Genomic DNA, 21,839 nt, shown 5'->3' on the forward strand with positions numbered 1-21,839 from the left:
GACCTCTTTTGCCGGTTCGCCAATAGGTATCACCACAGAAGAACGAACTTTGTCCTGAGTGTGGATAAACGAGCCCGCTCGGGCTACCGTATGGCCGTCCCCAGGGGTGACACGTGCATCCCGTCAATCTCCGTAACAGAGTGGAGAGTTCGGCATGGACAGACGGAGCTTCAACCGACGGCTGCTGGCGGGGGGCGCGGTCGCGGCCACCGGGGCGACATCGTTGTCTCTCGCCCCGGCCGCCACCAGCGCGCCTCTCGCGGTCTCCCCGCCGAAGACCGCCCCGGCGGGCGGCCAGGTGCGCCATATGAAGCTCTACGCCGAGAAGTTGGCGGACGGTCAGATGGGCTACGGCCTGGCCAAGGGCAAGGCGTCCATCCCCGGTCCGCCGATCGAGCTCATCGAGGGCGACACCCTGCACATCGAGTTCGAGAACGCCATGGACGTGCCCGTGAGCCTCCATGTCCACGGCGTCGACTACGACATCAACAACGACGGCACCAAGCTCAGCAAGAGCCATGTCGAACCCGGCGGCACCCGGACGTACACCTGGCGCACCCACGCCCCCGGCAGACGTGCCGACGGCACCTGGCGGGACGGCAGCGCGGGTTACTGGCACTACCACGACCATGTGGTGGGCACCGACCACGGCACGGGCGGCATCCGCAAGGGCCTCTACGGCCCGCTGGTGGTCCGGCGGAAGGGCGACATCCTTCCGGACAAGCAGTTCACCATCGTCTTCAACGACATGAAGATCAACAACAAGCCGGGCAGCGACAGCCCGAACTTCCAGGCCACGGTGGGCGATCGCGTCGAGATCATCATGATCACGCACGGCGAGTTCTACCATACGTTCCATATGCACGGTCACCGCTGGGCCGACAACAGAACCGGCCTGCTCTCCGGCCCGAACGACGTCAGCCGGGTGATCGACAACAAGATCACGGGCCCCGCGGACTCCTTCGGCTTCCAGATCATCGCGGGCGAGGGAGTGGGGCCGGGGGCGTGGATGTACCACTGCCATGTCCAGAGCCACTCGGACATGGGGATGGCCGGGCTGTTCCTCGTGGCGAAGAAGGACGGAACGATCCCCGGGTACGAGCCGCACCACCCGGCCGCCGCGGAGCCGAGTGGACCCGCCGCGGAGCCGAGTGCGCACAAGGGGCACGGCGGCGGGTAGCGGCGGCCGGATGGACGGGACGGGCCGAAAGACGGACAGACGCGCGGGCCGGGGGAGACGCGGGAGGAGTCCGGTGCCCGGCGGGCCGTCGGCCACCGCTCAGCCGGCAGGCGTCGCGCCGTTCGCTCCCCATCGTGCGGCCCAGCGCACGAGTCCGGGAGTCTCCAGGGAATCGACCCAGGCGTCGGCGAGCGCCAGGACGTCGGGGGCGGGAGCGCCGCCGACGGCGATGACGGGCATCCCGGCACTCACCGCTGACCGGACTCCGCACAGTGAGTCCTCGACGGCCAGGCACTCGGCCGGCTCCGTGCCCAGCAGGTCCGCCGCCCGCGTGTACACGTCCGGATGCGGCTTCGGCCGCATCCGGCCGACCGGAACCACGACATGCCGGAAGTGGACGAGCAGCCCGGCGGATTCCAGGCAGGTCTCCACCACGTCCCCCGGACAGTTGCTGGCCACCGCGAGCGGCACCCGCGCGCCCGCGGCCGCCACCAGCGCGGGCGCTCCGGGACATGTCAGGGGCACGGCCGAAGCCAGTGCACGGAAGGCGCTCAGCAGGCGGTCGGTCATCTCCGCGGCGAGTTCCTTACGTCCCGCCACGTTGGCCATGAGCCGTCCGCATTCGGTGTAGTGAATTCCCTGCGACAGTTCCCAGAATTTCTCGTCCGGGACTGCTCCGTACTCCATGAGCACCTGTCGGCGGGCATCGACCCAGTGCTTTTCGCTGTCCATCAGGGTTCCGTCGCAGTCGAATACAACCGCTTTTGGAGACCATGTGCTTCCTCTGGATCTCAGCATCTGCGTCCCTTCGCAAGGTCCGGGCAGACCCGCGTGAACCCCTGCTGGGGAGGCGGTGTCTACTCATACCGGGCGGGATTCCGCGCATGCGAGGGATGAAAGTCACTCCTCGTCGGCGGAGTATGCCGGCAGACGCTATGTGCCCGGCAGAAGCGGAGCAACAGAGCTCTTCGAAGTGACACAAGAAGAAAATCTGTGAATCTTCTTCATGGAATCCGATTCATATCACGAGAGCAGATCCGAAAAGGAAGGATGAGTCCCGAACAGATGTAATCCTCAAGGGAATGTCAGCAACCGTGTGCGGATGTATGCGCGTTCACCAGGCGAATGTTCCCCTCCGCGCGGCCCGGTCGTCCCGTGGTCGGCGGAAGCGTCTCGGTGTAGCGGAATCGACGTAGCGGAATCGACGTGAGCCGCGCCGGTCGCCGGCCGTCGGCTCCGTCCCGTGGTCCCGCCCGCGGCGCCCGCGTATCCGCCGAAGACGCCTTGTCCGTTGAGGCGGCCTTCTCCGGTGAACGGGCCTGGCACCCCCCCCGGCGGTCCGTGCGGATCACGCACCGTCGCCAGGCGCCGGCAATTCACGGAGCCGCTCAGAGACGCGTGCCGTGGTCCCGGAGCCACTCGATCTGGTCGAGGTACCACTGGAGGCGGAGGTCGTCTTCGCTGACCTGGTGACGGCTGCGCTCGTCATGGTCCCGACCGTCCCGGCCGTCCCGGCTCCCATGGCGCTGTCCGTCGTCGTGGTGGCCCCGGTCGGCACGGCGATCGCCGTCGTGCCGCCCCGAACCCTCGTCCCAGTGCAGGGCCCGGCCCTCGACGTGGGCGTCGGCGGGCCGCGTGGTGTGGGAAACGGCGGCAGGCCGGTCGCCGGTCGTGGAGGTGGCCGCTGATGCGGGACCCGCCAGGGCGAGGAGCCCGGCAGCCGCGACTGCTCCAGAGGCCACTGCGGCGGCGGTCCGGCGCATGAATGTGTTCGGCATGATGTCTCCTCCTTACCTCCGTGACCTGTGCGAACAGAGTCACGGGCTATGTCGTGCTCAGACGCTTGCGACACTACCCCCGAGTTAGTTGAATAGAAAACTATTTCGGCTGTGAGGAGTGCCATAGTCCGGAATGTCCGGACATCGGAATAGATCGGTGACTCGGATGCTTCGGGCGACGGTCGCTCCCGGCCCGGCGGTACAGGCGGTGAGCGCGCGGTACTGACAGTGAGCACCCGGAACGCTCCGGCATCCCCGAGCGGTGAGCGCCGGTGCTCACCAGGGGCCGTCCCGAGGGTTCGGCGTCCGCGGCGAGTCATGGCCGCGGTCCGGGGCGGGCGATGAGTATGGCCACGTCGTCGTGATCGTCCGCGTCGCGCAGCGTGGCCAGGAGCCGGTCGCAGGTCTCCTCCAAGTCGCGGTCGGGGTTGTCGAGTACGCCGAGGAGGACGTTGAGCCGGTCGTCGATGGTGTCGCGGCGCGTTTCGACCAGTCCGTCGGTGTAGAGGACCAGTTGGTCTCCGGGGCGCAGGGGGACGGTGGTCGATTTGAAGGGGACGCCGCCGACCCCGAGCGGGGCGCCCGGGGGCAGGTCGAGCAGTTCCGGGGATTCGCCCGCGCGGGTCAGCGCGGGAGGCAGATGTCCGGCCGCGGCGATGCGGCAGCGGTCGCCGTGCGGGTCGTACTCGGCGTAGACGCAGGTGGCGATGTACGGGTCCAGGCCGGCGGTGATCCTGTCGAGGTGATGCAGCACCTGGGCGGGCGGCAGGTCGAGTTGGGCCAGGGTGGCGGTGGCCGTGCGCAGCCGGCCCATCGTGGCGGCAGCGTCGATGCCGCTGCCCATCACATCGCCCACCACGAGGGCGGTCTTGTCTCCCGTGAGGGGGATGACGTCGAACCAGTCGCCACCGACCTCGGTGGAGGGTCCGGCGGGCTGGTAGCGGGTGGCGAGCTCCAGGCCCGCGGGCGGTTCCGGGTCCGGCAGCAGACTGCGCTGCAGCTTCGCCGCGGTGTCGCGGACGCTCTGGTACAGGCGCGCGTTGTCGAGGGACACCGCCGTCCGTCCGGCCAGCTCACAGGCCAGGGTGACATCGTCGGCGTCGAAGGGAAGGGGATTGCGGCCGCGCATCAGGGTCAGGACTCCGAGCTCTCCGCTCTGTGCGGTCAGCGGCACCGCGAGATAGGAGTGGATGCCGGCGTTGGCCAGGACGGCCGCGGCTCTGGTGTCGTGGGCGATGCGCGTCAGGGCCCATTCGTCCACATGGGCCACCATGACCGGCTCACCGGTCCTCACGCATCGGGTGGGCGGCCGGTCGGCGTCATAGCTGACCGGATGGCCGACCGTGCCGACGGCGGGAGCCACCTCGGTGAAGGAGGCGGCCTTCACGGCGAGAGTGCGAAAGCGCACCGGGCCGTTTGCGGACGGCGCGGGGCGGCGATGGTCCAGGGCGGAGTCCAGTACGTCCACCATCGCGACGTCGGCGAGCTCGGGCACCACGACGTCGGCCAGTTCGCCGGCCGTCTGTGTCATGTCCAGGGTGGTGCCGATACGGGCGGAGCCCTCGGCTATCAGGGTCAGACGCTGCCGGGCCTGGGCCGCCGCCGTCATCGCGCCGTGCCGGTCCGTGACATCCACCACCGATGTGGCGACACCCAGCACATGACCCCCCGCGTCCTCCAGCCGGTAGACGGAGACGGACCAGGCGTGGTCGTTGTCGGGGTCGGCCGCGGTGCGGCCGATAGTGTACTTGTCGACTTGAGGGCGTCCGGTTTGGAGCACTTCCCTCACCGCGGCCTCGGACGCGTCGACACTGTCGTACGGCAGAACCTCACGGAAGCCCCGGCCGAGATGCTCCTTGGCGGAGAGGCCGTGCATCCGTTCCATCGCCGGATTGACGGCGACATAACGCAGATCGGTGTCCAGGACCTCCAGTCCGATCGGCGACTGGGCGATCAATTGCCGGGACAGTGCCACGTCCCGCTCCAGTCGGCGCAGCGTCGACGCGTCGGTGGCGATGCCCAGAGCGTAGAAGCCGCCCTGCTTGTCGGGCAGACGGGTGTTGCGGAATTCCACCATCCGCGTAGTGCCGTCCTTTTTGCGGACGGGAAAGACCCCGGCCCAGCTCCGGCCGTTCTCCATCATCTGCTCGCACTTGCCGGCCACCAGGTCCATGTACGGTTCATGGACCAGTAGTCGAGCCGCGTGCCGGCTCAGGACTTCCTCCTCGGAGTAGCCGAACAGCTCTTCGGCCTGCGGGCTCCACAGGACGAACCGCCCGGCGGTGTCGAGCGCCACCAGCGCCACACCGAGCGCGTCCAGGACCTCGCTCGGCAGCTCCAGCCGGGGGTCGGCCGAATCGCCGTCGGCACCGAAAGATCCCACTTCACTCATCCCAGGTGCTCCTTCCACCTGCCAGGACGAAGCGCCCAGCGCAGGGCTTGGAACGGCGGCGCTGGGATGTTCCCCGTGCCTCTCTGGTGCCTCCATAGTCCCCTGGGACGACCGGCGGCGCACCGCGCCGGCGTGGACGCCGTGGTCACGAACGCGGTACCACGACGGGACCGACGGCTCCCACGACCGGTCTACTCCGTCTACTCCGAAGCGAGCCGACGACGGAAGCCGCCCCTCAGCCGGCCCATGGCGGCCACGCACCTGTCACAGCGCCCCTCGCCCGTCCCGGGAACACCGAACCGGACCGGAGGTCAGGGCGCGTTCCGGAGCGCGGCGGAGAGTTCGTCGAGGTGTCGCGAGACAGGGCCGACGGTCAGCAGTCCACTGGCCGCGCCGCCCAGTTCCGCCCGCGCGGGCGAGAGCGCCCCGACGGCCCGTTCCATCGTGGACCGGTCGGACAGGGCGATCGCCGCCTGCGCCGCCAGACACCACAGGGCTTCGAACAACAGGCCGATGGGAGGGTCGGGCAGTCGGCGCAGCCTCGTCGCGGCCTCGGTGGGGGAGCCCTGTGCGAGGAGAACCATGGGGCCGGCCCACGGTTCGTACGGTCCCCAGTCGATCCGTTCGTCGGTCTGGGCGGGCCGGCCGTTCCGTACGCGCAGACAGAGCAGGGCGAGCGGCAGCAGACCGTGTTCGAGACCGGGCATGCCGGAGCCGTCGAGCCGGGCCGCGGCGGCCCGGTAGGCCGCCTCCGCCGCGGGAGCCGGGCCGGTCGCGGCCAGACGCAGTGCCCGGAACCACTGGGTGAACACACCGGCCAGCGGGAGTTCGTTGCGTTCGGCCAGGCGGTCGACGGCCATCGCGTGTTCTTCGGCTCCCGCGAAGTCCGCGAGGGCACTGCGCGCCTGGACGCGGACGAGGTGTCCGAGCACTTCGTAGGTGACCAGACCGTGCCTGCCGGACAGGGCGATCAGCTCCGTACCCGTCCCGTCCCTGAGCGGGGAGAGACCTGCCCGGTGGAACGACTGCATGTACACGCCGTTGAGGGCGAAGGCCAGCAGCGCCGGGTCGTCCAGACGGCGCGCGATCCGTTCCGCCTGGCGGGCGGCCTGCGGCCCCCTGGCCGAGAGCGTCCCCCGTGATTCCAGGGCGATCGTGGTGAGCAGACGGGCACGTGCGGCCTCGTGCTCTCCGGGTCGAAGGGCCTTCAGCGTGCGCTCCGCCGCGTCCACGACACTCGCCGAGTGCCGCGGGTCATCGACGCGGGTCCAGATCGCCGGTACGTCGTACGTGCCGATCACACGGGCGGTCAGCTCCACATCGCCCAGCCCTTCGGCCGCCGTGATGGCGGCCGAGCGGTGACGGCGAGCGGCCTCCAGGCCGCCGCCTCCCGTCACGGCGAGCGTGCGCAGCAGACCTACCGTCGACTCCAGCCGGGCCCGCGCCCCGTGGGCCACCGTACGGTCGTAGTCGGCCGCGGCCCGCGCCCACACCCTCTCCGCCGGGTCGCCCGGTTCACGGTCCGGCTCACGGTCCGGCTCCAGGAGGGGCTCCTGGGCGAGGACGTCCGCCTCCAGGCGGCGCAGCGCCGTGCCGGGTTCCACCCCGAGCTGCTCGGCCAGGAGCCGTCGTGCCCGGCGCAAGACCGCGAGGGCGTCGCCCTGACGTCCGTCGCGGTACAGCGCGAGTGCCAGGAGCCGCCACCCCTCCTCACGCCACGGATGCTCGGTCACGTGCGCGTCCAGCTCCGCCGCCGCCTCCGCGACCCGCCCCAGCGCCAACCGGGCCTCGCCCTGGCGCTCCACGGCGTGCAGCCGCAGCTCGTTGAGGCGGGAGCGCTCGGCGCGAGCCCACGTCTCCTCGGGGAAATCGGCGTAGGCGGGACCGCGCCAGGACCTCAGAGCCTCCTCCAGCCGGGGGAGCGCCTCCTGGGGCGGCAGAGTTCCGGCGACGGCGAGTTCCTGCTCGAAACGCCGACCGTCGACGGCACTGTCCTCGGCGCGCAACGCGTATCCCGGCCCTTCGGTGACCAGGACGCGGGCCGGAGTGCGGGGCCGGCGCTGCGGTTCCAGGGCCCGCCGCAGCGCGGAGACGAAGGTCCGCACCGCGCCGACCGCGTCCTCGGGGGGATCCAGCCAGAGGTCCTCGACCAGACGTGGGACCGGAACGACGCGGTTCCGCGCGACGATCAGCCGGGCCAGCACCGCACGGTGGCGGGGCCCCTTCAGGTCGACGGGCCGGCCGTCACCGTCCCAGGCGACCACGGGCCCCAGAATTCCGAACGTGACGCTCACACCCACGGCCTGCTCTCTCCTCGGTCGCTGATCACGCTACGGGACAGCCCTGGGCGCTCGCTCATTCGATGCTCATCCACGGCATCCACAGTTGAGGTATCTGCTCAGCGAGAGAGAGAAGAGCCTGATCATGACCCGCACCACCGCCGCCTTCGACTATCAGCGGATCACCGTCGCGGACGGTGTGGCCCTGAACACGGCCGTCACCGGCTCGGGCCCGGCGATCGTGCTGCTGCACGGCTTCCCGCAGACCCATCTGATCTGGCGGCACGTCGCCGCCGACCTCGCGGCCGACCACACCGTGATCTGCCCGGACCTGCGCGGCTACGGGGACAGCGACAAGCCCGTCGACACCGATGGCACCGTCTACTCCAAGCGTACGATGGCCGCGGACATCGTCTCCCTGGCCGCGGCCCTGGGCCACGAACGCTTCGCCCTGGCCGGGCACGACCGCGGCGCGCTGGTCGCCATCCGGGCCGGCCTCGATCACCCCGACCACGTCACCCACCTCGCGAGCCTCGACGTCCTGCCGACCCTCGACATGTGGGACGTCATGCACGGGGTGACCGCGGCCGTCGGCTTCCACCTCTACCTCATGGCCCAGCCTCCGGGCCTGCCCGAGCAGATGATCGCGGCGAGCCCCGACGCGTTCTTCGGCCATTTCCTGGACATCTGGACCAACGACCCGGAGGCCATCCCCGCCGACATCCGTGCCGCGTACCTGAAAGCCTCCCGTGAGGCGGTGCCCTCCATCGTCGCCGACTACCGCGCTTCCGCCGGCATCGATGTCCAGCACGATCAGGCGGACCGGGAGGCCGGCAACCGGCTGAAGATGCCGGTCACCGTGCTCCAGCAGGACTGGGGCTCGGCTCTCGGCTTCAACGCCGCCTCCCTGTGGTCACCCTGGGCCGCGGACCTGCACCACGAGACGGTTTCCTTCGGCCACTTCATGGCCGAGGAAGCCCCCACGGACGTCGCCCAGGCCCTCCGGGCCCTGCTCCGCCGCTGAGCGACCACACCCGCGCCCCGAGCGGCCCTTGCGTCGGTCGGAACGGACCGCGGTCCGTTCCCGCTCGGACCCCGGCACCGAGTTGGCGAACTACCGCGGCGGTACGAAGCGCGAGTCGCTCGGGACCCCGGCACCGGCCGGAGACCACGGTCGCCGTCGCCTCGCGTACGGCATCCGCGCCGCCCGCCTACGGGCATCCGCACCGCCCCCGCCCCGCGGCCCCAACCGCCCGGCGGGGGCGACCGGGCGGTCGGCGGAGTCTGGACCGGACGCCGCGATGGGCTCATGATCACGTCTATGACGACGACTCCGCGTTCCTTCCTCATCCTCCACGGCTGGCAGAACCACCGGCCCGAGGGCCACTGGCAGCACTGGCTCGCCGGTGAACTCACCACCCTCGGCCACCAGGTGACCTACCCCCAGCTTCCGGAGCCCGACGAGCCGGACCTCGGGGCATGGCTCGGCAGGCTGCACACCCTCCTGGGCGCGGAACCGGCCGAAACGGGACGCGAGCGGGTGATCGTCTGCCACAGCCTGGGCGTGCTGCTCTGGCTGCACGCGGTCGCGCGCGGCGGGGTCCGCGCCGACCGGGTGCTTCTGGTCGGCCCGCCGTCCGATGACGTGGTCGCCGGTCTCCCGGAGGTCGCCGGTTTCGGCCGCCCCGCCGCCACCGCCGCCCAACTCGCCGCCGCGGCCGCCGTGACCAGACTGGTGGCCGGGGACGACGACCCGTACTGTCCGGGCGGAGCGGCCGAGCAGTACGGCCGGCCGCTCGCCCTGGACACCGACGTCATCCCCGGCGGCGCGCATCTGGACATGGACGCGGGCTACGGCTCATGGCCCTCGCTCCTCGACTGGTGCCTCGACCCGTCGGTACGGATATCCGCCCGCCCGCCGAACCCGTAGGGTCTTCCGCTCGGATCAGGCCGGATCAGGCCGGATCGGGCAGCGGGCTCCGGCTGCGTGCTGTGCAAGACGAGTGAGCCGAAGGGGCGCGCTGGCAGGGTACGTCGGGTGGGTTCTCCCTGGCGGGTAGCCGGAAGGCCCGCGCTGGAGCGCCCCGTGGGGGTCCCCTCGGACGGAGTCCGGGGGAGAACCGAGCCTCAGAGGAGCGTGATTCGGCCTCGATGACTGTTTGTCATGTGCGGGACACCCTGTGTTGGCCGTAAGTTCAGCCCGTCGTTGCGGATATGTCAAAGGCTCTGCCCGACCGCGGGCGGGGTCCCGCCCGCCCCCACGAGACGAAGGATCGGCCACCTTGGCTACACACTGGCACAGAGCGGCCCGGATCGCCGCAGTCGCCTTATCCGTCCTCACCCTCGGCCTGTCCGGGGGTCCGGCCCCCGCTCTGGCCTCGCCGGCACCGCGAAGTCATGAAGCGGAGCCGGGCGGCGGCGCCCACCGCGACCGTACCGGCCTCGCCGACACCCCTGCCGCCCAAGGCCGTTGCGCCGCCTCGGCCACGACGGCCGCCATCGCGGAGGCGTCCCGCGCCTGCACGGCCACAAGCGGCGGACAGGCCGTGAACGAGGTCTGGCCCGGCGACCCCTCGGTCGCCACCGCCGACGTCAACGGGCTGTTCGGCGGGAACCTCAGCGGCCTCTCCTTCGAGAGCTCCGAGGTGCTGTGGGCCGTGAACAACGGCCCCGCCAAGCTCTACCGGCTCGTGCCCGACGGCCCGCTCTGGAGCCCCGACAAGACCGGCGGCTGGTCCGCGGGCAAGTCCCTGCGTTACGCGAACGGCAGCGCCGAACCCGACGCGGAGGGCGTGGTCGTCACCCCCGACGGTCTGTTCGTGTCGACCGAGGGCGACAACGGCCAGATCGGCAGCGGCACACCGAAGATCCTCCGCTTCGACGCCTCCTCCACGGCCGCCTCGCTGACCGCGACCGGGGAGTGGAACCTCTCCACCGATCTGCCCGCCGTGCCCGCCAACAAGGGACTCGAAGGCATCTCGTGGATCCCGGACGCCTTCCTGACCTCGCAGGGCTTCCGTGACGAGCGCACCGCCGCCCCCTACGACCCCGCCTCCTACCCCGGTCACGGCAGCGGCCTGTTCTTCACCGGTCTGGAGACGCTCGGCATGGTCTACGCCTACGCGCTCGACCTGAACAGCGGCGCATTCACCCGCGTCGCCGCGTTCGCCAGCGGCCTTCCGGCCGTGATGGCCACGGAGTGGGAACCCGCCACCGGCCGTCTCTGGACAGCCTGCGACAACCACTGCCAGGGCGGCATGGCCACACTCGGCATCGACGCCCAAGGGCGGTTCGCCGTCACCAATGTCTACGACCGGCCCGCCGGCCTGCCGGACTACAACCACGAGGGCTTCGCCATCGCCCCGCAGACGGCCTGCGTCGGCGGCCGGAAACCCGTCGTCTGGGCGGACGACAAGAACAACGGAGGCCACGCCCTGCGCGCCGGAACGCTGAACTGCACGCCCTGACACCACCGCGGCTCATTCCCGGCGCGGGCGACCTCACCACGGGTCGCACCGGCTCGAGGGCATGTTGATGCTTCATTGAGCCGGTGTTTATCGGCCTCCGGGAATCTGTTCCCCATGCTGATCAACACCGCTGGCGATGAACTCTCCTGGCAGGAGAACGCACTCTGCGCACAGACGGGCCCGGAGTTCTTCTTTCCGGCGCCCGGCTCCTCCACCAGGGAGGCGAAGCGACTGTGCGGGTCGTGCGAGGGGCGCGTGTCGTGTCTGGAGTACGCGCTGGCGAACGATGAGAAGTTCGGGGTGTGGGGCGGCCTGTCGGAGAAGGAGCGGCAGCGCCTGAAGCGCATCGGGAGCTGATCCGCCGGCGCGGGCGGCGTCCATGACGCGCTTCCGCGGACCGTTTTGATCCGCTCGACCGGCGACCGGCGACCGGCGACCGGCGACCGGCGACCGGCGACCGAGGACCGACGGCCGAGGACCGGCGACCGACGGCCGGCGGTGTCCGCGGCACCTGACGCGCGAGGTCTCTCGCGCGTCAGGTGGGCCGGAGCGCTCCCGTCCGCGGTTCCGAAGGTTCCCGTGGCGGGACCATCGGACGGCGGGTCGCACGGGCGCGGGCAGCGCGCGAGGGCCCGCGGCGCCGCCTGCCCGGACGGCCCCGCGCTCAGCCTGCCGCCCGCGCCGCCATCCGGGCCTTGCGGGCGGCGAGCTTCTCGTCGAACTTGAGCGCCTCGGTGTCGAGCCCGCCCATGTAGAGGCCGAGCTCCTCCTGGGCCTTCAGCCCCTGCGGCCCGAGGCCGTCGATCTCCAGCACCTTGAGGAAGCGCAGGACCGGCGAGAGCACGTCGTCGTGGTGGATGCGCAGGTTGTAGATCTCGCCGATGGCCATCTGCGCCGCAGCCCGCTCGAAGCCGGGGATGCCGTGGCCCGGCATCCGGAAGTTGACGACGACATCCCGTACGGCCTGCATGGTCTGGTCCGGCGCGAGCTCGAAGGCCGCGCGCAGGAGGTTCCGGTAGAAGACCATGTGCAGGTTCTCGTCGGTCGCGATCCGCGCCAGCATCCGGTCGCAGACGGGATCGCCCGACTGGTGGCCGGTGTTGCGGTGGGAGACACGGGTGGCGAGCTCCTGGAAGGCGACGTACGCCACCGAGTGCAGCATCGAGTGCCCGTTGTCGGACTCGAAGCCCTCCGACATGTGCGACATGCGGAACTGCTCCAGCTTGTCCGGGTCGACGGCGCGCGAGGTGAGCAGATAGTCGCGCATCACGATGCCGTGCCGGCCCTCCTCCGCGGTCCAGCGGTGCACCCAGGTGCCCCAGGCGCCGTCACGGCCGAAGAGCGAGGCGATCTCGTGGTGGTAGCTGGGCAGATTGTCCTCGGTCAGCAGATTGACGACGAGGGCGATACGCCCTATGTCGGTGACCTTCGACTGCTCCTGCTCCCAGGCCAGTCCGTCGTCGAACACGCCGGGGAAGTTGCGGCCGTCGCTGAAGGGGACGTACTCGTGCGGCATCCAGTCCTTGGCGACCGCGAGATGTCGGTTGAGCTCCTTCTCCACCACCTCTTCGAGCGCGTAGAGCAGCCGGGCGTCGCTCCACGCCTCCGACGAACTGCTGAGGTGGGGAGTGCTAGTGGTCACGGGTGCTCCTGGGGACGGGAGAGTTACCTACGGATTCGTAGGTTACGAGACCGTAGGTTAAGCGCGCGGTAAGCCTCCGGCCAAGCCCGTCCGATGCGCGGTCGATCACATGGTGTGATAAACGCAAATGAGAGGGGTCAGGAGTGGAGTTCCCTGAGCCGTACCGAGAGGCAGGTCACGCACCCTTCGAGCTTCTCGAACTCGCCGATGTCCACGAGGACCGGCTCATAGCCGAGGTCCGCGAAGAGTTCGGCGGTCTTCGGGGCGCTCGCCGCCATCAGCAGCTTCCCGTCGCCGAGAAGCACGACGTGCGCGCCCGACTCCTCCGGGACCGGGAGCAGTGACGGGAAGACGGACGGCGTGTCGATCAGCGGTTCGTAGCCGATGACGGTCGCGTCCGGGAGGGCGGTGACGGCGGACTTCAGATGCAGCACCTTGCTCACGGGCACGACGACGACGCGGGCCCCGAGCGGCTTGAAGACGGCGCGCAGTTGCTGCACCCCGGCCGCGTTCGTACGGCCCCCGCGGCCCACGTAGATCGTGTCGCCGACCTTGAGCACATCGCCGCCGTCGAGGGTGCCTGGCTCCCACACCCAGTTCACGGAGCAGCCCAGTCGGCCGATGGTCTCCTCGACGGTCGTCGTCTCCGCCCGGCGGGATTCCGCGCCCGGCCGGGTGATCAGCGCGACATTGCGGTACATCACCACGGTGTCCTCCACGAAGACACCGTCCGGGCAGTCGTCGGCCGGTTCGGCCTCCACGGTCTCCCAGCCGTGCTCGCGCAGGGTCTCGGCGTACAGCTCCCACTGGAGGAGCGCCAGCTCGGCATCGACGGGGGTGCGCTCGACATGGGTGACGAGTCCCTCGGACAGGCGAGGGCTGGGGCGGCGGATCAGGGCTTTCCTGCTGGGCACGGAAGCTTCTCCATGAATGTCGGGTCTGGTGTCGGCCCATCATGGACCGCCCCGCTGAGGCATGGAATCCCCGCTGCGTGACCTATGAGAGTTCTGTGACAGATGGGCGACGGCTCTCTCATCGGCCCCGATCCGCCGCGGACGCCGACCGCCCGTCCGGACGCCGACCGCCCGTCCGGATACCGGTCCGGCTCCGGATATCGGTCCGGCTCCGGATATCGGTCCGGATACCGGTCCGGCGCTTCAGTCCAGCCCCAGATCCCTGCGCAGATACTCGGCCGTGAAGGACTTCCGGTGGTCGAGAAGCCGGGCCGGTGTGCCCTCGAAGACCAGCTCGCCACCGTGTTTGCCGCCGTCGGGACCGAGATCGACGATCCAGTCCGCGCGCTTGACGACATCCAGGTTGTGCTCGACGCAGATCACCGAGTTCCCCGCGTCCACCAGCCGGTCCAGCAGCCCGACCAGGGTGTCCACATCCGCCATGTGCAGTCCGGTGGTCGGCTCGTCCAGTACGTACACACTGCCCGTCCGGTGGAGCTGGGTGGCGAGCTTGAGCCGCTGGCGCTCGCCGCCCGAGAGCGAACTCAGCGGCTGGCCGAGCGTCAGATACGTCAGCCCGACGTCGTTGAAGGTCCGGAGCCTGCGCAGCAGCGGCTCGTCGTCGAAGAAGCCCATCGCCCCGGCCGCCGTCATGTCCAGTACGTCGACGATGGAACGCCCGGCGACCTTGTGCCGCAGCACGTCGTCGTGGAAGCGCCGCCCCTCGCACACATGGCAGGTCGTCGTCACCGGATCCATGAACGCGAGATCGGTGTAGATGACCCCGCGCCCCGAGCACTCCTGGCACGCGCCCGTCGAGTTGAAGCTGAACAGCCCCGGCTGGACGCCGTTCTCCTTGGCGAAGACCTTGCGGATGGTGTCCATCACCCCCAGGAACGAGGCCGGAGTCGACCGGGACGACGCGGTGATCGCGCCCTGGTCGATCACGATCGCCTCCGGGTGGGCCGCCGTGAACACCTCGGAGACCAGAGTGGACTTCCCGGAACCCGCGACCCCCGTCACCGCCGTGAGCACCCCGACGGGAAACCGGACGTCGATGCCCTTGAGGTTGTGCAGATCCGCCGCGGTGACCGGGAGCCAGCCGGCGGGGGAGCGGAACGACCGCTTCATGGGCGTACGGCGGCGCAGACACCGCCCGGTGAGCGTGTCGGCGTCACGCAGACCGGCCCCCGGCCCCTCGTACACCACCCGTCCGCCGTCCACGCCCGCGCCGGGGCCCATGTCGACGACATGGTCCGCGATCGCGATCACATCCGGATCGTGCTCCACCACCAGGACCGTATTGCCCCGGTCACGCAGCCGGATCAGCAGATCGTTCAGACGCCCCACATCGCGCGGATGCAGGCCGACGCTCGGCTCGTCGAAGATGAAGGTGAGCCCGGTGAGCGAGCTGCCGAGATGGCGCACCATCTTCAGCCGCTGCCCCTCCCCGCCCGACAGGGTCGTCGTCTCCCGGTCCAGGGAGAGATAGCCCAGCCCGATCCCGACCAGCCGCTCCAGCCGCTCCCGCGCGGCGGCCGCGATCGGGGCGGCCACCGGATCGTCGATCCGGCCGAGGACCTCCACCAGATCGGCGACCTCCATACGCGTGTAGTCGGCGATGTTCAGCCCGTCGATACGGGTGGCGAGCGCGGCCTCGTTGAGCCGGGCCCCGCCGCATGCCCCGCACGGCCGCTGCACGGTGAAGCGGGCTGCCGCCTCCCGGCGCTTCTCGGAGAGATTCGCGGTGTCACGCTTGAGGAAGAGCCGGGTGAACCGGTTGACGATTCCTTCGAGCTGCATCTCGAAGGAGCCGGACTTCACCTCCAGCCGGACCTTGACGTCGGCGCCGTAGAGGAGGAGTTCCCGCTCCGCCTCGGTGAACTCGCCGAGCGGCTTGTCCGCGTCGAAACGGCCCGACTCGGCGTACAGCTTCCACTCCCAGGTGCCGACGGCGAGTCCGGGCAGCAGCAGCGCGCCCTCGTTCATCGTCTTCGACCAGTCGATCCCCCGGTCGACGTCGAGGCGGACCGTCTTCCCGACGCCGTCGCACACGGTGCACATCCCGGCCGGGTCGTTGAAGGAGTACGCCGTCGCCGCCCCGGCGCTCGGGGCGCCGTGGCGGGAGAACAGCACCCGGATCACCGAGTAGATGTCGGTCATCGTGCCGACGGTGGAGCGCACATTGCCGCCGACGGGCTTCTGGTCGACCACGATCGCCACCGAGAGATCGTCGATCGCGTCGACATGGGGTCGCTCGTACTTCGGCAGGCGGTTTCTGACGAACCAGGTGAAGGTCTCATTGAGCTGCCGCTGCGACTCCACCGCGATGGTGTCGAAGACGACGGAGGACTTCCCCGACCCGGAGACCCCGGTGAAGACCGAGACCCGGCCTTTCGGAACCGTGAGGGAGACGTCCCGGAGATTGTTCTCCCGCGCGCCGGTGATGACGATGTTCTCAGGCATGCGGCCGACGCTAACCAGAAATCCAGACATCTTCTGTCCGGATTTCTGGTTGGTGTACGGCCGTGCGCCAGCCGCCCGACTACGCCTCGCCAGCCGCCCGACTACGCCTCGCCGGGCGCCGCCGCCCGCAGCCTCCCCTCCCGGACGTCCTCGGCGGTGATGTCGCTCAGGCCGCCGTCCAGCAGCAGCCAGCGGGTGATCCCGATCGACTCCAGGAACGGCACATCGTGGCTCGCCACGATCAGCGCCCCTTCGTAGGCGTCCAGCGCGGCCGTCAGACTCCGCACACTCGCCATGTCCAGATTGTTGGTCGGCTCGTCGAGCATCAGCAACTGCGGCGCGGGTTCGGCCAGCAGCAGGGAGGCGAGTGCCGCCCGGAACCGCTCGCCGCCCGACAGCGTCCCGGCGAGCTGATCGGCCCGCGCGCCCCGGAAGAGGAAGCGAGCGAGCTGGGCCCTGATCCGGTTGTTGGTGGCGCCCGGCGCGAACCTGGCGACATTCCCGGCCACGCTCAGCCCGTCGTCGAGGGCGTCGAGCCTCTGGGGCAGAAAGCGCAGCGGGACCTCGGCCACCGCCTCGCCCGCCGCCGGCTCCCATTCGCCGGCCACCGTCCGCAGCAGGGTCGTCTTGCCCGCTCCGTTGCGCCCGACGAGCGCGATCCGCTCCGGCCCACGGATCTCGAACTCCCCCTCCAGCGAAGCACCGTAGCGGAGCGTCAGCTCCCTCAGCCGGAGAACGCCCTGGCCCGGATGGACCTTGGTGTACGGCAGCTCGATCCGGATCTCGTCGTCGTCCCGGACGGCTTCCACGGCCTCGTCGAGCCGCTCCTTCGCCTCGGCGAGTCTCCCGGCGTGCATGATCCGGTGCTTGCCCGCCGATTCCTGGGCCGCGCGTTTACGCGCGCCCATGACGATCTTCGGCTCGCGCTTGTTCTCGAACATCTTCTGGCCGTACCGTTTGCGGCGGGCCAATTTGACCTGGGCTTCGGTCAGTTCGCGCTTCTGCCGCTGTACGTCGGCCTCGGCGACCCGCACCATGCGCTCGGCCGCCTCCTGTTCGACCGCGAGCGCCTTCTCGTACGCGGAGAGATTCCCGCCGTACCAGGTGACCTCCCCGTCCCGCAGATCGGCGATCTGGTCGACCAGCTCCAGCAGTTCACGGTCATGGCTGACCACGATCATCACTCCGGACCAGGACGCGACCGCGTCGTACAGCCGCCGCCGCGCGTGGAGATCGAGATTGTTCGTCGGCTCGTCCAGCAGCAGTACGTCCGGCCTGGCCAGCAGCAGGGCGGCGAGCCGCAGCAGCACGCCCTCGCCGCCCGAGACCTCGCCGATGGTCCGGTCGAGGCCGATACGGTCGAGTCCCAGCTGATCGAGCGTGGCGCGGGCCCGCTCCTCGACGTCCCAGTCGTCGCCGACGGCCGCGAAGTGCTCCTCGCTCGGATCGCCCGCCTCGATGGCGTGCAGGGCCGCGCGCACGGCGGCGATGCCCAGCACCTCGTCCACCCTCATCGCGGTGTCGAGCACGAGATTCTGCGGCAGCCAGCCGACCTCGCCCGCCGTTCGGACCGTGCCGTCGGCCGGGGCCAGCTCCCCGGCGATCAGCTTGAGTAGCGTCGACTTGCCCGCGCCGTTGAGCCCGATCAGGCCGGTCCGACCGGGCCCGACCGCGAGCTGGAAACCGTCGAAGACGCCGGTTCCGTCGGGCCAGGAGAAGGAGAGGGCGGTGCAGCTGACATGGGTGGAGGAAGTAGACATACGGAGTCTCCCGGTTGCGTGGGAAAGGAGCAGGGGCAACGGGTTGAGACACCGGGGCGAGCGCGAGAGGAGCCGGGGGAGCCGGGGACTCCGAGAATCTCCCGAGGAGAACCAGGGAAACCAGGAATCCAGGGAAACCAGGAGATCCAGGAGATCCAGGGAAACCAGGAATTCCGGAAGTCCTCGTGAACCGGGGAGATCCCGCGGATCCGGGAAATCAGGAGCCCGAGGGCTCCGGAAACACGGTCCCGGCCGGTCAGGACGGCTCGAACGCCGAGGTCGCACGCACTGCGCACACGCCGGAAACAGCGGTGGCGCACGGTGTCTCAGAACCTCAGACGAGCAACGTCCTTCTCCAATCGGCGACAACAGGACGCGTCAACGGTAAAGGCGACCGCTCGGGGCGGTCAAACGAATTCCGCTCGGCACCGCGGTGCGGGGCTCCGCCCGGACGCCGCGTTCTCAGGCGGCGTCGCGCAGCAGTACGTCCAGGTTGTGGTCGATGTCCAGATGCAGATGTTCCAGCCCCATGGGGACCGCGCTCTGCGTCCGCAGCAGAAAGCGGCGCAGTTCGACCGTGCGCACATGCACCATCGCGACGCCTTCCGGGGCGTGGAACTCCAGGACCGTGCGGTCGTACCCGTACGGCCTCACCCGGACGTCCCCGAATCCGGACCGTACGTCGACCCCCGTCGCCAACAGCTCACGGGAGAACACCCAGGACACCTCGGTGCCCTCCAGCGTCGCCGGTGGCGGAAAGGCGATCCGCACGGCGAAGGGGTCGTCACTTCTGTAACGCAGCGTGACCGGGACCGTCTTCATCGCGGGCGCCGGAGCGATCAGCCGGGCTTCCACCGCCTGCTCGATGAGGGTGTACGCGGACATGACGCACTGCTCCTTCCGTCCAGGCCCTGGACGTAGCCCTGACACCCATAGAGACCGCTGATGGCGCGGTTCCGTGCATCCGGCGGGAATGTGACGTGCGTCACCACGCGACATGGTCGTCCGAATGGTCGTGGTAAGCGCTGTTTCGGGTGCCGTCGCGGAGGCATGGAACCGCCGGAATCCTCTGCCGCGCGTCCTCGGCGGCACCGGTTGTCGGGTCGCCGCGCGTGATCGACTGGCCGGTATCGGCGGGTGCGACCGCCACCGGGCACGCCTTCGTCGGCCCCGCGAACTTCCGGAACCTGGTCCGGAATCGCACCCTGGACGGGTCACCGGGCGTGGGCTAGCTTCCAGCGCCATGACACCCAAGGGGACCAAGGGGAAGACGAGATGGACGGTGTGGGTGGGGCTGAGCGCGATGGCGCTGGCCGTGACCCTCACGGCACCGGCCCAGGCCGTCGATAAGCCCGCGCGGGGTTCGGCGTCCGCTCCCGGGGCCGGTTCCGGAGCCGGTTCAGTGCTCGGTTCGGGCTGGAGCCTCAAGGCGACGGGCGCGGCGGTACGTTTCCGGGGCCTCGCGGCCGTCAGCCGCACCACCGCGTGGGTGGCGGGCTCCCAGGGCACCGTACTGCGCACTCCGGACGGCGGCCGGACCTGGCGGAACGTCTCACCTCCGGGAGCGGGCGCGCTGGAGTTCCGCGACATCGAGGCGTTCGATGGCAGGCGCGCGGTGGTCCTCGCCATCGGCGAGGGCGAGGCGTCCCGCATCCTGCGCACCACGGACGGCGGGGCCACCTGGACCGAGACCTTCCGCAACGACGACCCCAGGGCCTTCTACGACTGCGTCACCTTCTTCGACAGCCGGAACGGCCTCGCCATGAGCGACCCGGTCGACGGCAAGTTCCGCATCCTGTCGACCGGCGACGGCGGACGGAGCTGGGAGGTGCTGCCCAGCGCTGGAATGCCCGACGCCCTGCCGGGCGAGGCGGGCTTCGCGGCGAGCGGCCAGTGCCTGGTCTCCTCCGGGCCCCGAGACGTCTGGCTGGCGACCGGCGGCGGCCCCACGGCACGGGTGCTCCACTCCGTCGACCGGGGCCTGAGCTGGACAGCGGCGGAATCCGGCATCCCGGCCGGTGACCCGGCACGCGGAGTGTTCGCGCTCGCCTTCCGCGACCGCGCCCACGGCATCGCCGTCGGCGGCGACTACCGGACCGGGCAGCCCTCCCCGTTCGCCGGAGCCGTCAGCCGGAACGGGGGTCGCGACTGGCAGCCGTCGAAGACCCCGCCGCCCGCCTACCGCTCCGGTGTGGCCTGGCTGCCGCACAGCTCCCGCGCGGCGCTCGCCGTCGGCCCGACCGGCACCGATCTGACGGTGGACGCCGGCCGCACCTGGCGAACCGTCGACACCGGTTCGTACGACACGGTCGACTGCGCCCCCGACATGGGCTGCTGGGCCTCGGGCGAGAAGGGCCGTGTGGCGCGCCTGGAGCGTTAGGACGTGGCGTCGTGGCGTCGTGGCGTCGGCACCGACTCGGGCCGAGTCATGGCCAGAGGGGGAACAGCGGCCGCAGGGGCGGTGCCCCCGGCGGGAGGCGGAGGACGGCACACACCTCGGGCCGGCCGTGAACGGGCCGGCCGTGAACGGGTCGGCCGCCGCGAGGAGAGGCCGGCCGGGGGAGGCCGACCAGGAAGGCTGTCAGGAAGGCGGCTGCTCACGGTACGCGGCGAGTCCGGGCGCGGTCGTGGTCGCGTGGAACTCCGTGATCCGGTACTCGCACACCCCGCCGACCGTGAACGGGTCGGTCGCCGCGATCTCCTCGATGCGCGCGCGATCGTCCCCCACCGCCAGGATCACCCCGCCATCGGGCGGATTCTTCCGCCCCGAGGCGATGAACACGCCCTCCTCGTACAGCGTGTCGATCCAGTTCATATGCGCTTCGCGCAGTTCATCGGCCCGCTCGACGGGGGCGGTGTAGGTCAGCTCCAGTACGAACATGATCGCCAGGCTACGGCACCCCGGCCGCCGCTCCCGGTGCATAGGGTGGTCGTCACCATGAGGATCATCGAAGTGCCCGCGGACTGGCCGGCCGACGAGACGGCGGCCCTCGCCGTCCAGGACGAACTGCGCACCCGCGTCGTCCTGGACGAGCCCGGCCCGCCGGCCGGGGAGGGACGGGTGACGGGCGTGGACGTGGCGTACGACGACGAGCGCGATGTGGTCGCCGCCGCGGCCGTCGTCCTCGACGCCGCCACGCTCACCGTCGTGGAGGAGTCCACCGCCGTCGGCCGGGTCGCGTTCCCGTACGTACCCGGACTGCTGGCGTTCCGTGAACTCCCGGCCGTACGCGCGGCGCTGGAGTCCCTCGTATCCGACCCCGGTCTCGTCGTCTGCGACGGTTACGGCCGGGCGCACCCGCGCCGGTTCGGGCTCGCGAGCCATCTCGGCGTACTGACCGGACTGCCGGTCATCGGCGTCGCCAAGAGCCCGTTCGTCTTCTCCCACGGTGAACTCGGCCCGCGCCGGGGCGACTCGGCCGCGCTCCGCGCGTTCGACGGGGAGGAGGTCGGGCGGGCGCTGCGCACCCAGGCGGGCGTGAAGCCCGTCTACGTCTCGGTGGGCAACCGCGTCACGCTCGACAACGCCTGCGCGCACACCCTGTCCCTCGCGCCCCGTTACCGCCTGCCCGAGACGACGCGCCGGGCGGACCGGCTCTGCCGGGAGGCACTCGCCGCGGCGACCGCGTGAGACCGCCCTTTCTGTGGCTCGGTTCTCCCCCGGACTCCGTCCGGGGGACCCCCACGGGGCGCTTTCAGCGTGTGTCGACGGTCGACCGTGCTCGACCGCTCGTTCCTCACGGCCTCCGCGCGCTCTCCCTCTCGACACCCGCGCGCCCCTCCAGCACACTCGGCCCCTTCTTTTTGGGCTCGGTTCGCCTCCGGGTCGCTTTCAGCGTGTGTCGACGGTCGACCGTGCTCGACCGCTCGTTCCTCACGGCCTCCGCGCGCTCTCCCTCTCGACACCCGCGCGCCCCTCCAG

Annotated in this window: 17 protein-coding genes; 7 read left to right on the forward strand and 10 right to left on the reverse strand. The window is 70.4% G+C overall.

All coding sequences use genetic code 11. The annotated features are described in order from the left end of the window. Positions 1 to 154 precede the first annotated feature (154 nt). On the forward strand, positions 155 to 1,180 hold the full coding sequence (locus tag ACWEFL_RS32155) for a multicopper oxidase domain-containing protein (protein WP_451719528.1): 1,026 nt from the start codon (positions 155 to 157) through the stop codon (positions 1,178 to 1,180). A 99-nt stretch (positions 1,181 to 1,279) separates the two neighbouring features. Here ACWEFL_RS32155 and ACWEFL_RS32160 read toward each other — a convergent pair whose 3' ends face one another. From ACWEFL_RS32160 to ACWEFL_RS32175, 4 genes are all read right to left on the reverse strand, one after another. Next, a complete protein-coding gene (locus ACWEFL_RS32160) occupies positions 1,280 to 1,978 on the reverse strand; it encodes an HAD family hydrolase (RefSeq protein WP_451719531.1) in 699 nt (232 codons plus the stop codon). Between the two features lie 590 nt (positions 1,979 to 2,568). Next, on the reverse strand, positions 2,569 to 2,958 hold the full coding sequence (locus tag ACWEFL_RS32165) for a hypothetical protein (RefSeq protein WP_451719534.1): 390 nt from the start codon (positions 2,956 to 2,958) through the stop codon (positions 2,569 to 2,571). A 316-nt stretch (positions 2,959 to 3,274) separates the two neighbouring features. Next, positions 3,275 to 5,350 carry a SpoIIE family protein phosphatase gene (locus ACWEFL_RS32170; RefSeq protein WP_451719536.1) on the reverse strand — a complete coding sequence of 692 codons (2,076 nt, stop codon included), beginning with the start codon at positions 5,348 to 5,350 and terminating at the stop codon, positions 3,275 to 3,277. Positions 5,351 to 5,661: 311 nt separating this feature from the next. Beyond that, positions 5,662 to 7,644: a BTAD domain-containing putative transcriptional regulator gene (locus ACWEFL_RS32175; protein WP_451719654.1), complete on the reverse strand. Its 1,983-nt coding sequence runs from the start codon at positions 7,642 to 7,644 to the stop codon at positions 5,662 to 5,664. Between the two features lie 130 nt (positions 7,645 to 7,774). Here ACWEFL_RS32175 and ACWEFL_RS32180 point away from each other — a divergent pair, with 130 nt between their 5' ends. The 4 genes from ACWEFL_RS32180 to ACWEFL_RS32195 all read left to right on the forward strand — a co-directional run bounded on the left by ACWEFL_RS32180 (position 7,775) and on the right by ACWEFL_RS32195 (position 11,453). Continuing rightward, entirely contained in the window at positions 7,775 to 8,653 is an 879-nt protein-coding gene (locus ACWEFL_RS32180; RefSeq protein ID WP_451719538.1) for an alpha/beta fold hydrolase, read from the forward strand. 297 nt (positions 8,654 to 8,950) lie between these two features. Next, the gene (locus tag ACWEFL_RS32185; protein ID WP_451719541.1) at positions 8,951 to 9,559 is read left to right on the forward strand and encodes an RBBP9/YdeN family alpha/beta hydrolase; all 609 of its coding nucleotides are present in this window, start codon (positions 8,951 to 8,953) and stop codon (positions 9,557 to 9,559) included. Between the two features lie 616 nt (positions 9,560 to 10,175). Next, complete coding sequence (locus ACWEFL_RS32190; protein WP_451719544.1) at positions 10,176 to 11,096, forward strand: esterase-like activity of phytase family protein; 921 nt, start codon at positions 10,176 to 10,178, stop codon at positions 11,094 to 11,096. 114 nt (positions 11,097 to 11,210) lie between these two features. After that, a complete protein-coding gene (locus ACWEFL_RS32195) occupies positions 11,211 to 11,453 on the forward strand; it encodes a WhiB family transcriptional regulator (protein ID WP_451719547.1) in 243 nt (80 codons plus the stop codon). Between the two features lie 307 nt (positions 11,454 to 11,760). Here the strand turns inward: ACWEFL_RS32195 and ACWEFL_RS32200 are convergent, their stop codons facing one another. The 5 genes from ACWEFL_RS32200 to ACWEFL_RS32220 all read right to left on the reverse strand — a co-directional run bounded on the left by ACWEFL_RS32200 (position 11,761) and on the right by ACWEFL_RS32220 (position 18,802). Continuing rightward, positions 11,761 to 12,738, reverse strand: a complete 978-nt coding sequence (locus ACWEFL_RS32200) for an acyl-ACP desaturase (protein WP_451719549.1) — start codon at positions 12,736 to 12,738, stop codon at positions 11,761 to 11,763. A gap of 137 nt (positions 12,739 to 12,875) precedes the next feature. Continuing rightward, on the reverse strand, positions 12,876 to 13,652 hold the full coding sequence (ddaH, locus tag ACWEFL_RS32205) for a dimethylargininase (protein WP_451719552.1): 777 nt from the start codon (positions 13,650 to 13,652) through the stop codon (positions 12,876 to 12,878). A gap of 243 nt (positions 13,653 to 13,895) precedes the next feature. Continuing rightward, positions 13,896 to 16,157: an ATP-binding cassette domain-containing protein gene (locus ACWEFL_RS32210; protein WP_451719555.1), complete on the reverse strand. Its 2,262-nt coding sequence runs from the start codon at positions 16,155 to 16,157 to the stop codon at positions 13,896 to 13,898. Between the two features lie 101 nt (positions 16,158 to 16,258). After that, complete coding sequence (locus ACWEFL_RS32215; RefSeq protein WP_451719557.1) at positions 16,259 to 17,917, reverse strand: ABC-F family ATP-binding cassette domain-containing protein; 1,659 nt, start codon at positions 17,915 to 17,917, stop codon at positions 16,259 to 16,261. A gap of 462 nt (positions 17,918 to 18,379) precedes the next feature. Next, positions 18,380 to 18,802, reverse strand: a complete 423-nt coding sequence (locus ACWEFL_RS32220; protein ID WP_451719560.1) for an SsgA family sporulation/cell division regulator — start codon at positions 18,800 to 18,802, stop codon at positions 18,380 to 18,382. Between the two features lie 358 nt (positions 18,803 to 19,160). Here ACWEFL_RS32220 and ACWEFL_RS32225 point away from each other — a divergent pair, with 358 nt between their 5' ends. Continuing rightward, complete coding sequence (locus ACWEFL_RS32225; RefSeq protein ID WP_451719563.1) at positions 19,161 to 20,297, forward strand: oxidoreductase; 1,137 nt, start codon at positions 19,161 to 19,163, stop codon at positions 20,295 to 20,297. A gap of 201 nt (positions 20,298 to 20,498) precedes the next feature. Here the strand turns inward: ACWEFL_RS32225 and ACWEFL_RS32230 are convergent, their stop codons facing one another. Further along, positions 20,499 to 20,798 (reverse strand): YciI family protein, encoded by a 300-nt coding sequence (locus ACWEFL_RS32230; RefSeq protein ID WP_451719565.1) that lies wholly within the window; start codon positions 20,796 to 20,798, stop codon positions 20,499 to 20,501. 57 nt (positions 20,799 to 20,855) lie between these two features. On the opposite strand from ACWEFL_RS32230, the gene ACWEFL_RS32235 reads away from it, so the two are divergent. Further along, the gene (locus tag ACWEFL_RS32235) at positions 20,856 to 21,548 is read left to right on the forward strand and encodes an endonuclease V (RefSeq protein WP_451719568.1); all 693 of its coding nucleotides are present in this window, start codon (positions 20,856 to 20,858) and stop codon (positions 21,546 to 21,548) included. Positions 21,549 to 21,839: the final 291 nt, after the last annotated feature.

The sequence above is a fragment of the Streptomyces sp. NPDC004838 genome (assembly GCF_053600955.1).